A 12,567-nucleotide genomic window follows, 5' to 3' on the forward strand; every position below is an offset into this window, starting at 1 on the left:
GGATAAGTAAAAAATGGAAAAAATGAAAAAAATAAGCAGTGGATTTGCCGAATTTGGGCTTAAAAGTAAAGTTTTAAAAGGGATTGATGAGGCGGGTTTTAAGGAGCCAAGCCCCATTCAAAAAGAAGTTATTCCTGTGATTTTAGATGGACTTGATGTGATTGCACAAGCACAAACAGGCACAGGAAAGACTGCGGCTTTTGCTTTGCCTTTGATTAATGAATTAAGACACGATGGCAGTATTGAAGTTTTGATTGTTGCACCTACAAGGGAGCTTGTAATGCAAATTGGGGATGAGGTTTTTAAGCTTGGAAAATATAACAAAGTTCGCACGGTATCACTTTTTGGTGGGCAGCCTATCCGTCGGCAAATTGAGCTTTTAGAAAAGAAACCTCAAATTGTGATTGCTACTCCTGGGAGATTATTGGATCATTTACGCAATGGACGCTTAAAGGATTTTGATCCAAGAGTAGTGGTGCTTGATGAATCAGATGAAATGCTAGATATGGGCTTTTTAGATGATATTGAAGAGATTTTTACTTACCTTTCAAGCGATCGCCAAACTTTACTTTTTTCAGCAACAATGCCAACTCCTATTAAACATTTAGCTCAAAAAATTTTGCACAATCCAAAACTTATTAAGGTTACTCCAAGCGATACGACTAATCAAGACATTTCGCAGCGATATTACATTATCAATGAGCAAGAGCGTGAAGATGCGATTGTGCGTTTGATTGATAGTGAGATGCCAAGCAAAGCTATTATTTTTACTCGTATGAAAAAAGAAGCAGATTTGCTTTGTGAAAGGCTTGTGAATCGTGGTTACAAGGCGGGAGCTTTGCATGGAGATATGGAGCAAAGAGAGAGACAAAAATCGATTAAAGCTTTTAAAGATTCAAGCATTAATGTTTTGGTAGCTACAGATATTGCAGCGCGTGGGCTTGATATTAGTGGAGTAAGCCATGTGTTTAATTTTCATATTCCACTCAATCCAGAATCATATGTGCATCGCATAGGCAGGACAGGAAGAGCAGGTAAAAAGGGGGTTGCTATTACATTGGCTACTCCTTTAGAGTTTAAAGAGTTACGCAGAATCAAAGAAAACACAAAGGCAAAAATTGAGCTTTATGAGATTCCAGATTTACAAGACACAATTAATAAAAAAGATTCTAATCTTTTAGAAAATATTTTGAAGCACGAGATCACCGATGAAGCTTTGAAATTTTATGAACAAATTCGTGCTAATGCAGATATAACACAATTAGTATGCAAGTTGCTTTCTATGGTGCTAAAAGAAAATAAAATTGTTGGTCCCAATAAAATTGGATTAGACAAAGAAGATTTGAATCGTTTTCAAAAACAACTCCAAAGTGATGAGAAAAAGCACTCTGAGAAAAAAGGATCGCGTCTTTCCCGAAATTCTTCTAATAAAAGAAACTTTAAAGAAAAGGAAAGTCCAAAGAATCAAGGCAGAAGAACCTCTGCAAAAAGTAAAAAAAACTCCAAACCAACTCGCTCAAAAAGGAGATAAATTATGGAATTTCAACCTTATCCATTTGAAAAACTTAATGCCTTGATTAAGGATATTCCACAAAAAGAAGGTAGAATCTTGCTTACTATTGGAGAGCCGCAGTTTAAAACTCCAGAGTTTATTTGTCAAACCCTAAGTCAAAAGGCTGCCTTGCTAAATAAATATCCAAAAACTAGCGGAGAAGAATCGCTTAAAGAAGCTTTGCTTGGATTTGTGCAAAGGAGGTTTGGGATTGATTTGCCTTTAGAATCGCTGATACCGACTTTTGGAACTAGAGAAGTGTTGTTTAATTTTCCGCAATTCTATCTTTTTGGTAAAAAAAATAAGGTTATGGCATATCCTAATCCTTTTTATCAAATTTATGAGGGTGCTGCAATTGCTTCAAGGGCAAAAGTGATTCATATGAATCTCACAAAAGAAAATGATTTTAAGCCAAAATTGAGTGCTAAAGAAATGCAAGAATGTGATTTGGTTATTCTTAATTCACCAAACAATCCAACAGGTAGCACTTTAAGTTTGGAAGAATTAAAAAAGTGGGTAGAATGGGCTTTAGAATATGATTTTTTACTGCTAAATGATGAATGCTATAGCGAGATTTATGTGGATTCTAAACCTGCTTCAATTTTAGAGGCAAGTTATGCAGCAGGAAACTATTCTTTTAAAAATATCTTAGCTTTAAATTCCATTTCTAAGCGTTCTAGTGCTCCAGGGCTTAGAAGTGGCTTTATTGCCGGAGATAGTCAAATTTTGAAGCAATATGCACAATATCGCACTTATGTTGGTTGTGCTTCTCCGCTACCTTTGCAAGAAGCCGCTAGAGCTGCGTGGAGTGATGATGAGCATACTTTATATTCAAGAGAACAATATGCAAAGAATTTGCAACTTGCAAAAGAAATTTTGGGAGTAGAAGTCCCAAATACAACTTTTTATGTATGGCTTTTTGTGGGTGATGATTTGGAATTTACGCGTAATTTATTGCAAAAAGAAAATATTGCAGTGTTGCCAGGGAGTTTTTTGTCAAGAGAAAATGGTGTAAATCCAGGGAGCGGATATGTGAGATTGGCTTTGGTTTATGATCAAGAGATTATTAAAGATGCGCTTTTGAGGATAAAAAAGTGGCTTTAGAGATTCCAAAATCTATACATTTTATTGGAATTGGCGGTATTGGAATCTCAGCTTTAGCTAAATTCTTGCACGCACAAGGTGTGAAGGTTAGTGGATCAGATATGTGCGAGGGCTGTGTAACAAAGGAATTAAAAGCTATGGGGATTCCTATTTGCATTCCACACGCTAAAGAGTCAATTAATTGCCAAGACTTGGTGATTCACTCTGCAATTATTAAGCCTGATAATATTGAGGTAATGGAAGCTAAAAAAAAGGGTATTGCAGTGCTTTCACGCAAAGAAGCCTTGAGTTTAATTTTAAAAGATAAGCAGGTTTATGCGGTTGCTGGAGCACATGGTAAAAGCACTACGACAGCGATTTTGAGTGCGATTTTGCAAGAGAGCAGTGCATTAATTGGGGCAGAGAGTAAGGAGTTTGGCTCTAACACGCGTGCTTTAAAGACTAATAAGGTGGTGTTTGAAGCTGATGAATCAGATAAAAGCTTTTTAGAGTGCAATCCTTATTGTGCGATTGTAACAAATGCTGAACCTGAACATATGGAGACTTATGGGCATAATTTGGAAGTGTTTTATCAAGCCTATAGGGATTTTTTGGAGTTAGCAAAATATCGTGTGATTAATGCTGAAGATGAATTTTTAAAAACACTTCAATGCGAGTGTGTGAGGCTTTATCCTTCAAAAGATATTGAAAATATTGAATATTTCTTAAAAGATGGAGAACCAAAAACGCGTTTTAGATTAAAAAATAGTGGCAAAGATTTAGGAGTTTTTGAAGTTTATGGGCTTGGAGAACATATCGCACTTGATGCAGCCCTAGCAATTTTAGCGGCATTAGAATGTATGGAAGTGGAGCAAATTCGTCAAAATATTCAAAATTTTTGTGGAATCAAAAAGAGATTTGATATTTTAAGTAAGGGCAAATGCCTAATTGTTGATGATTATGCCCATCATCCAACAGAAATTAAAGCCACTTTAAAATCGCTAAAAAAATATCAAGAATTAACTCAATATCAGCAGATTTGTGGAATTTGGCAGCCCCATAAATATTCGCGTATATTGGATAATTTAGAGGAATTTGTAGAGTGTTTTAGTGGGATAGATAGGCTAGTAATCCTGCCAGTTTATGCAGTTGGAGAAGCAAAAAAGGAGATTAACTTTTCTAAGCTTTTTGCCAAATATCAACCTACTTTTGCGGATTTTGTTAAAAGAGAAGGGGATTCTTTAGTGCTTTATTGTAATGGAGTGGAGATTGATAGGATAGAGAGTGGAATTGCAGTGGGGTTTAATGCAGGGGACTTGACTTATCAGCTTCGAGGGGGTTTTTAGTGGTGCATTATTGGCTTATTGTTATTGCTGTTGTAGTTATTTTGGTGTTGTTAGTCCAACTTTTAGCGCAATATAAGATTATTAGCAAAAAAGGTAAAATTTTTGTAGGTATTTTGTTATTGATTCTTGCATTTGGAATCGGTATTTTTACGCTCTTTCAAGAAAAAACTAATGGGGAATTAACAGAACTTGCAAAGCTATTTTTACAAGGCAAAAAGCTAGTGTGTGTAGTAGGAACAAAGACTTTGGAGGTTGATAATAATACATTTAATTTCATTAGTGGCACATTAACCCTAATGGGAAAAGAAGAAAGTGATCATTTTAGAACCACAATTCCTTTAAAAGCTTGTGAGCTTAAAGAATGAATAATTTAGTTAGAAAGTTAGATTTAGAAGAATATTTAAAAAGCTATGAGAGTTTTTTATCTCGCCCTAAAGATTTGTTTTTAGAGGGTGATAGCAAAATCCATTTTAATTTTATTAGTGAGCTAGAGCAGGTTGTTTTTACTCCGCCAAAAGAAGTGAAGAATCTTGATACGCAACTAGTGCTTTTAAAGAAATTTGGCTATTTAAAGTTAGATGAAATTTTTGAGTTTATTAAAATAATTCGCTATTTTAATTATCTCAAAAGCTTGAAATTAGAGGGAATTTTAGGGAATTGGTTTGAAGGGATTATGATTCCACAGCCTATTTTGGAGGTTGCAAAGTCTTTTTTAGAAAATGGTGAGCTAAAAAGTGGGATTTATTTGGAATTTGATTCTATTATAGAAAGCCTTATGCGAGTTAAAAGAGAGATCGCTCAACAATTAAACCAAATCCTAAATCACAATAAGCTTGCAGCTTATCTTGTAGATAGGCAGATGCATTTTATAAATGAAGAAGAATGCTTGCTGCTTAAGGCAGGATTCCATCATGTTCTCTCTGGACAAATTATTAATCGCTCAAGTGCTGGATTTTTTTATGTTTTACCTCAAAGTATCGCGAGTTTAAAAAGCAAAAGCAATGAATTGCAAAATAAAAAAGAGGAGCAGTTATTTTATATTTGCAAGGAGATTTCAACGCTTTTTACTAAGAATCTTGCATTTTTAAAATTTATTAATAAAGAATTTGATCGTTTTGATTCTTATCAAGCGCGTTTAAATTTTGCAAAGTCAAAAGGATTAGAGTTTTTAGCTCCCAAGCCCAATGGCAAAAAGATTATTTTAAGTGAATTTAAACATCCAGCACTAAAGAAACCAAAATCTATCAATCTCTCTTTTGATGGGCAAATTTTGATGGTTACAGGGGTGAATGCCGGTGGAAAAACAATGCTTTTAAAATCTGTAATGAGTGCGGTTTTTCTCTCTAAGTATTTGATTCCACTTCCTATTAATGCAGCAAAATCAAGCATCGATTCTTTTAAGTTTATTGAGTTAATTTTGGAAGATCCACAAAATAGCAAGAATGATATTTCTACTTTTGGGGGTAGAATGTTGCAGTTTTCGGAGATTCTAAACCAAAGAGATGGAATTATTGGTGTGGATGAAATTGAGCTTGGGACAGATAGTGATGAAGCGGCAAGTTTGTTTAAAGTGTTGCTAGAAAATTTGATTTCTAAAAATAACAAAATCATTGTAACTACCCACCATAAGCGACTTGCTGCACTAATGGCTGGGAATCCTAAAGTGCAACTTTTAGCGGCTTTGTTTGATGAAAAAAATCAAATGCCAACTTTTAGTTTTCTTGATGGTACCATTGGCAAAAGTTATGCCTTTGAAACGGCGGTGCGTTATGGGATTCCAAAAACACTTGTAAATGAAGCGAGAATCCTTTATGGAGAGGATAAAGAAAAGCTTAATGAATTAATTGAAAATTCCTCGCGTTTAGAAATGAAATTGCAACAAGAAATTAAGCAAACAGAGCTTAAAAGAGAAGAATTGAAACAAAAAATTATTCATTTAAAATCTAAAGAAGAAACTTTGGAGCAATCTTATAAGGCAAAAATTGCACTCTTGGAGCGAACTTATCAAGAGGCGATTAAGACGGCAAAACAGGCAAGCAAAATGCAAAATCAAGCTGAAATTCATCGTCAAATGAATGAAGCCAATAAGATTCTAAGGCAAGTAAAAAAACAAGAAGAACACAGAGAGAAGCCAAAGATTCAAGCTTTTAAAGTCGGAAATAGGGTAAAATATCATCAATCAAGAGGCGTGATTGTAAGTATCAAAAAGGATAGCGCAATGGTGCAACTTGATGAAGGTTTTAAGCTTAGGGTGCCTTTGGGTGAGTTAAAATTAAGTGGTAATCCTCCGGAGATTCCGCAAGTTAAATTTAATGTGCAATCTCCTAAAAATGCCAATGTGGTTTTGGATTTGCATGGAATGAGGGCAGAAGAAGCTTTAGAAAAACTTGATGAATTTATTTCAAATAGCTTAATTGTTGGATTTGATGAAGTTTTAGTTTATCATGGAATTGGCACTGGAAGACTTTCAAGCGTAGTGAGAGACTTTTTAGAAAAGCATCCAAAAGTTGTGGAATTTACAGATGCACCCCCAAAATCTGGTGGATTTGGAGCAAAAATTGTGAAGTTATAAGGAGTAAAAATGAAAAAAATTTTCTTTTTAATGGGTGTTATTTTTGTGGCTTTTTTGGCAACAGGTTGTGATAAATCCGATTATCAGCATCCTATGCATCGTAGTGGAGGAAAGTAGGATTTTTTTTCCTTAGCCTTCTTGGTAAATACGCTTAGATTCCAAGCTCTTTGGCTAGGAATTTTCCCGTATGACTACCTGTTTTTTTGTATCTTTTAGCAATATGTTCTGGAGATCCGCTATCAACTATGTTTCCTCCTCCACTTCCGCCTTCAGGTCCTACATCAATAATAAAATCGGCATTTTTAATCATATCTAGGTTATGTTCAATCACAATTACACTATTACCCAAATCAGTAAGGTGGTGCAAAACATGCACAAGCCTATCAACATCAGCAAAGTGCAGTCCGGTAGTTGGCTCATCTAAAATATAGAGTGTTTTGCCGGTATCTTTGCGACTTAGCTCTTTAGCGAGTTTGATTCTTTGAGCTTCACCACCACTTAGTGTTGTGGCATTTTGTCCTAGCGTGATATAGCCTAATCCGACATCTTTAAGTGTTCTTAGCTTTTGGTAGATTTTTGGAATCTTGGCAAAAAACTCACACGCTTCATCGACACTCATCTCTAAAACTTGAGCAATATTTTTTCCTTTGTATTCTACTTCTAGGGTTTGTGCGTTATAGCGTGTGCCTTGACAAGAATCGCATTTCACTAAAATATCTGGCAAAAAGTGCATTTCAATTTTAATTTCTCCTTCCCCTTGACACTTTTCACATCTTCCGCCTTTGACATTAAAGCTAAAGCGACTAATATTATAGTTACGGATTTGAGCTTCTTTGGTTTGTGCAAAGATCTGTCGAATCTCATCCATTGCACCTGTGTAAGTTACTGGATTTGATCGTGGTGTGCGTCCAATTGGGCTTTGATCAAGGTAGATGACTTTATCAAGTTTTTCTAAGCCTAGAATCTCTACACCATCAACTTTTTTGACTTTTTTGCGATTGTTGAGCAATTCTTGTGCAACTGGAAGTAAAGTTTGGAGCACTAGGGAGCTTTTGCCACTTCCGCTAACACCTGTAATGCAAACAAAGTTTTTAAGCGGCATTTCAACATTAAGGTTATGAATATTATTGATATTAACATTTTTAATAGCAAGCCAATCTTCTTGATTGCGGCGAATAAAATATTCAATCTTTTTTGTGCCATTAAGATATTGAGCAGTTTGGGTGGCACTTGAGAGAAGTTGCGTGAGATTTCCGCTAAAGACTACTTCTCCGCCGTATTTCCCCGCACCTGGACCTATATCTACAATAAAATCGGCGTGTTCAATAGTTTCTTTATCGTGCTCTACAACGATAACCGAATTTCCTTTTTGCTGCAAACTTCTTAGGGTTTTGATGAGTTTTAAAGTGTCTCGTTCGTGCAAGCCTATGCTTGGTTCATCAAGCACATACATTACACCTGTTAGACCACTCCCAATTTGGCTTGCGATTCTAATTCTTTGTGATTCGCCCCCACTAATGCTTCTTGCATCACGCCCCAAACTAAGATAGCCTAGCCCAACATCATAAAGAAAATAAAGCCTCTCACAAATTTCTTTTAAAATGGGTGCGGCAATCATTGCTTGTTGGTTATCAAAATAATCAAAGTTTTGAGTGTTGGCAAAGAATCCATAACATTCACTAATTGGCATATCTAAAATATCTCCAATAGTTTTGTTGGCGACTTTGACAGCAAGACTTTGAGGAAGAAGTCGATGCCCTAAGCAATCCTCGCAAACCTTTTCACTCATATAATCGCTTAAATCTTTGTTGTCTTTAAACATATCATAAGCAATCGCTAAAATCCCACTCCAAGGTCGCTTAAGCTTAGTGTTTTTCCAAGTGAATTCTATATCTTGGTTATTGCCATATAAAATGAGCTTTTTTTGGTGTTCTTGCAAATCTTCAAAAGAAGCTTTAGAATCAATCCCATTGGCTTGACACATTGCTTTAAAAAGTTCATTGTAATAGCTTTTATTAAAACCATAAATGATTTTGATTCCACCTGATTCTAAAGGAAGGGAGCTATCAAGGATTTTTTTGACATCAATACTATAGCGGATTCCAAGTCCATCACATTTTGGACAAGCACCTTTGGGGGAATTAAATGAAAAACTAAGGGGTTCTAGTGGATTAAAAGAAACTTTACAATCAAAACAAGCTAAATGCTCACTAAAATGAATTAATTGATTTTTGTTTTCCCCTAAAATCTCTATTTCTACCTCACCATAAGATTCTTTAAGGGCTTTTTCAATGCTTTGGGCAATTCTTTCTTTATTTTCAGGCTTAATTGTGATTCTATCAATCACAACTTTGATGGTGTGTTTTTTTGTTTTGGAGAGTTCAATGTTTTCATCTAGCCTTGCTAAAACCCCATCAATCTGCACTCGCACATAGCCTTTTTGCCGCAATGATTCGAGTTTATCTGCAAAAGTTCCCTTTTTTTCGCGAATGAGTGGAGATAGGATTAGCACTTTTGAATCTTCTGGGATTTTGAGGGCTTGAGCAATAATATCACTAGCACTCATTTGAGAGATAGGTTTCCCGCATAAATGGCAGTGTTGAATCCCAACGCGTGCATAAAGCAAACGCAAATAGTCATAAATTTCTGTAATTGTTCCAACCGTGGAGCGAGGATTTTTGCTAGTGGTTTTTTGATCAATGGCAATAGCAGGAGTTAGCCCTTCTATTTTATCCACATCGGGTTTGCCAATTTTATCCAAAAACTGCCTTGCATAGCTTGAGAGTGATTCAATATAGCGTCTTTGTCCTTCTGCATAGAGTGTATCAAAGGCTAGGGTGCTTTTACCGCTTCCACTAAGCCCAGTAAGGACTACTAGTTTATTTTTTGGGATATTGAGATGGATATTTTTGAGATTATTTTCTTTAGCATTAGTGATGATAATATGATCTAATGGTGATGGATTTTGTGGATTCAAAGTTTTTCCTTAAATAAAATGAAATAACCGAATATTATACCAAAAACATTTTTTAAATTTGTATTGCAAAATTTATTGTTTTGTGCTTAAGTAACAATCAAAAAGCATTAATCTTTTTTAATCGCCTTGACTTTATGATTTTAAAAAGAGGCTTTCATAGAATTTCTTTGATAATTTTGAAAGATGATTTTTTATAAAAAGTATAAAGTATTTCAATGTCATCCTTAATAGTTGATAGCTATTATTATTTTATTTTTATTATATCAATAAAGTTTAGTGTATTAATATAAACTTTGTTGATTTTTTGGAATCTCTGTGATATAATTCCGCCAAATTTTTAAAAAAGGATTAAAAATGGCAAAACATACCTTTCAAACTGAAGTGAATCAGCTCTTAGATTTGATGATTCATTCCCTTTATTCTAATAAAGAAATCTTTTTGCGTGAGCTTGTGAGCAATGCCTCTGATGCACTTGATAAGCTTCAATATCTCACGCTAACAGATGAGAAATTAAAATCCCTAGATTTTCAACCTAAAATTGAAATTAGCTTTGATGCAGAGAAAAATACTCTAACCATTAGTGATAATGGGATTGGTATGAATGAGCAGGATTTGATTGAGAATCTAGGAACAATCGCAAAGAGTGGGACAAAAAACTTTCTTTCTAAATTAAGTGGCGATAAGAAAAAAGATTCAGCGCTTATTGGGCAATTTGGAGTTGGATTTTATGCAGCATTTATGGTAGCAAGTAAAATCATCGTAACCACTAAAAAAGCCGGAGAATCTCAAGCTTATGCTTGGATTAGTAATGGAAGTGGGGAATTTGAGATTGAAAAATGCGAAAAAGAAGGGCAAGGAAGTGAGATTAAACTTTATTTAAAAGAAGATGAAAAAGAATTTACAAGTCGCTGGAGAATTGAAGAGATTATCAAAAAATATTCTGATCATATTCCATTCCCAATTTTCTTACATTACACCGAAACAAAAAGTGAAGGTGGAGGGGATTCTAAAAAAGAAGTCAAAGAAGAAAAATGCGAACAAATCAATAAGGCTTCAGCACTTTGGAGAGTGGCTAAAAAAGATCTTAAAGATGAAGAATATAAAGAGTTTTATAAAAGCTTGAGTTATGATTCTAATGAGCCTTTGGCTTGGATTCACACTAAAGTTGAAGGAAGCTTAGAATACACTACACTTTTTTATATTCCACAAACAGCACCTTTTGATCTTTATCGTGTGGATTATAAAAGTGGCGTGAAACTTTATGTTAAACGCGTGTTTATCACAGATGATGATAAAGAGCTTTTACCGCCTTATTTGCGTTTTGTTAGAGGTATTATTGATAGCGAGGATTTACCTTTGAATGTTAGCCGTGAAATTTTGCAACAGAATCGAATCCTAGCTACAATCAAATCAGCTTCAACAAAAAAAATTATTAGCGAAATTGAATCGCTTCAAAAAGATGAGGAAAAATATACAAAATTCTATAAAGAATTTGGAAGATGCTTAAAAGAAGGAGTTTATAGTGATTTTGAAAACAAAGAGAAATTGTTAGAGCTTTTGCGATTCCAATCTAACAAGAGCGAAGGAAAGGAAATTTCATTTAAAACCTATAAAGAGCGAATGAAAGAGGGGCAAAAAGCAATTTATTATTTACAAGGAGAGGATTTAGAATTGCTTAAAAACTCTCCTCTTTTAGAAAGCTATAAAAAGCAAGATATAGAAGTTTTATTTTTTGCAGAAGAGATTGATGGATTTGTAATGCCAATGGTGAGTGAGTTTGATAAGACTCCATTGCGTTCTATTACCTCTAAAGAGGCTTTGGAAGATTTAGGCACACAAGAAGTGGATAAAGAAACACAAGAAAAATATAAAACTATTTTAGAAGAATTTACAAAGGTTTTAAGCGATGAGGTTAAAGAAGTGCGTTTAAGCAATAGACTTGTGGATGCGCCTTCTTGTGTGGTGGCTGATCCTGATGATCCAAATGCTGCAATGATGAAAATGATGAAGCAAATGGGGGCTATGGGCATGGGAGGAGATATTCCAGAGCCTAAGCCGATTTTAGAACTTAACCCTAACCATGTAATTTTAACAAAATTGCTACTTAGCAATGATGAGGCAAAGACTGCTGAAATTGCACATTTGCTTTTAGAGGAAGCAAAACTGCTAGAAGGTGGAAAGCTTAAAGATGTGAATAGTTTTGTAAAAAGATTAAATACACTTTTGGAAAAAACACTTTAGTTTTTAAAGATTCCTTTGTGGAATCTTTAGAATTTTCTTATGTTATATTGTTTTTTATGTTGAGATTGTAAAAAATTCTCTTATGTCGCACTCAAATAGGCGTGAAAGTCTAAATAGATGCAATAAGTTAAAATGTTTTCCATGTGCATTGTTTTCCATATTTGCATAAAAGCCACCTGAAGCCTGTCCAATTGATAGTGCAACTTCAAGTTGACTCATACCTTTTTCTAACCTCTTCTGTTTGATATTTTTGGCAATGTTATTAAAAAAATTTTTTTCTTCTTCGGGTGCTGTAATGTCTGGCAATTTTAACATAATATTATTCCTATAGAAAAGTTTTCTATAAGTTTATTTGCATTACAATATTATTTCAATTTTCTATAAGAATTATTTCTATAGGAGTTATAAGAGGTTTGTATGTTTTGTGTATTTGGAAATATTTTAAAAACTTTTGCATTCATTATGCTCTTTGCGAATTATTGTTTTGCTGAAGTTAGAGAGGATATATGTGTTCAATATGAAATCCGAGAATCTTTTAACTCTGGTTGGTCCAAAAAATATAAGGTTGAAGGTATTTTTTATGATGGAAGTGAATTGAATTTTAAGTTGGGAACCTTAGAGTTTAATAGTTTTGATAGTTATTTAGCTGTCTTTTGGGATAGAGATGAGGTAAGTCTTATACAATTAGAAAGTAAATATTATGGGAGTATTATCGGAGATAATTATGGGATTGATCAAAGAGGAATTAAGTGGAAAATATCTGATGGTTATATGTGTTATTGATTTTATATAGGAG

9 protein-coding genes are annotated in these 12,567 nt (G+C 34.4%); 7 read left to right on the forward strand and 2 right to left on the reverse strand.

Going from position 1 to position 12,567, the window contains the following annotated elements; translation table 11 throughout:
• The first annotated feature begins 13 nt into the window (after nucleotides 1–13).
• From HCAN_RS00670 to HCAN_RS00690, 5 genes are read left to right on the forward strand one after another with little or no spacing between them, the layout of a single operon-like run.
• On the forward strand, nucleotides 14–1,531 hold the full coding sequence (locus HCAN_RS00670; protein WP_006656037.1) for a DEAD/DEAH box helicase: 1,518 nt from the start codon (nucleotides 14–16) through the stop codon (nucleotides 1,529–1,531).
• A gap of 3 nt (nucleotides 1,532–1,534) precedes the next feature.
• Nucleotides 1,535–2,656, forward strand: coding sequence for a succinyldiaminopimelate transaminase (locus HCAN_RS00675; protein ID WP_006656686.1), 1,122 nt, complete (start codon nucleotides 1,535–1,537; stop codon nucleotides 2,654–2,656).
• A complete protein-coding gene (gene murC / locus HCAN_RS00680) occupies nucleotides 2,647–3,981 on the forward strand; it encodes a UDP-N-acetylmuramate--L-alanine ligase (RefSeq protein ID WP_006656036.1) in 1,335 nt (444 codons plus the stop codon). The genes HCAN_RS00675 and murC overlap by 10 nt, the downstream gene beginning before the upstream one ends.
• The gene (locus HCAN_RS00685) at nucleotides 3,981–4,346 is read left to right on the forward strand and encodes a hypothetical protein (RefSeq protein WP_006656035.1); all 366 of its coding nucleotides are present in this window, start codon (nucleotides 3,981–3,983) and stop codon (nucleotides 4,344–4,346) included. Before murC ends, HCAN_RS00685 begins: the two co-directional genes overlap by 1 nt.
• Nucleotides 4,343–6,553 carry an endonuclease MutS2 gene (locus HCAN_RS00690; protein WP_006656034.1) on the forward strand — a complete coding sequence of 737 codons (2,211 nt, stop codon included), beginning with the start codon at nucleotides 4,343–4,345 and terminating at the stop codon, nucleotides 6,551–6,553. The genes HCAN_RS00685 and HCAN_RS00690 overlap by 4 nt, the downstream gene beginning before the upstream one ends.
• Before the next feature lie 151 nt (nucleotides 6,554–6,704).
• Here HCAN_RS00690 and uvrA read toward each other — a convergent pair whose 3' ends face one another.
• Nucleotides 6,705–9,530 (reverse strand): excinuclease ABC subunit UvrA, encoded by a 2,826-nt coding sequence (uvrA, locus tag HCAN_RS00695; RefSeq protein ID WP_006656032.1) that lies wholly within the window; start codon nucleotides 9,528–9,530, stop codon nucleotides 6,705–6,707.
• Nucleotides 9,531–9,884: 354 nt separating this feature from the next.
• On the opposite strand from uvrA, the gene htpG reads away from it, so the two are divergent.
• On the forward strand, nucleotides 9,885–11,771 hold the full coding sequence (htpG, locus tag HCAN_RS00700) for a molecular chaperone HtpG (protein WP_006656030.1): 1,887 nt from the start codon (nucleotides 9,885–9,887) through the stop codon (nucleotides 11,769–11,771).
• A 54-nt stretch (nucleotides 11,772–11,825) separates the two neighbouring features.
• On the opposite strand, the gene HCAN_RS00705 is transcribed toward htpG, so the two are convergent.
• On the reverse strand, nucleotides 11,826–12,086 hold the full coding sequence (locus HCAN_RS00705) for a helix-turn-helix transcriptional regulator (RefSeq protein ID WP_006656029.1): 261 nt from the start codon (nucleotides 12,084–12,086) through the stop codon (nucleotides 11,826–11,828).
• 102 nt (nucleotides 12,087–12,188) lie between these two features.
• Here HCAN_RS00705 and HCAN_RS00710 point away from each other — a divergent pair, with 102 nt between their 5' ends.
• The gene (locus tag HCAN_RS00710; protein WP_006656028.1) at nucleotides 12,189–12,554 is read left to right on the forward strand and encodes a hypothetical protein; all 366 of its coding nucleotides are present in this window, start codon (nucleotides 12,189–12,191) and stop codon (nucleotides 12,552–12,554) included.
• Nucleotides 12,555–12,567: the final 13 nt, after the last annotated feature.

The sequence above is a fragment of the Helicobacter canadensis MIT 98-5491 genome (genome assembly GCF_000162575.1).
Taxonomy (GTDB): Bacteria; Campylobacterota; Campylobacteria; order Campylobacterales; family Helicobacteraceae; genus Helicobacter_D; species Helicobacter_D canadensis.

Excerpts from the sequence above, each read along its gene's own strand:
- htpG (WP_006656030.1), top strand. The coding sequence starts at position 9,885 with ATGGCAAAACATACCTTTCAAACTGAAGTGAATCAGCTCTTAGATTTG.
- HCAN_RS00690 (WP_006656034.1), top strand. The coding sequence starts at position 4,343 with ATGAATAATTTAGTTAGAAAGTTAGATTTAGAAGAATATTTAAAAAGC.
- HCAN_RS00670 (WP_006656037.1), top strand. The coding sequence starts at position 14 with ATGGAAAAAATGAAAAAAATAAGCAGTGGATTTGCCGAATTTGGGCTT.
- HCAN_RS00675 (WP_006656686.1), top strand. The coding sequence starts at position 1,535 with ATGGAATTTCAACCTTATCCATTTGAAAAACTTAATGCCTTGATTAAG.
- HCAN_RS00710 (WP_006656028.1), top strand. The coding sequence starts at position 12,189 with ATGTTTTGTGTATTTGGAAATATTTTAAAAACTTTTGCATTCATTATG.
- HCAN_RS00705 (WP_006656029.1), bottom strand. The coding sequence starts at position 12,086 with ATGTTAAAATTGCCAGACATTACAGCACCCGAAGAAGAAAAAAATTTT.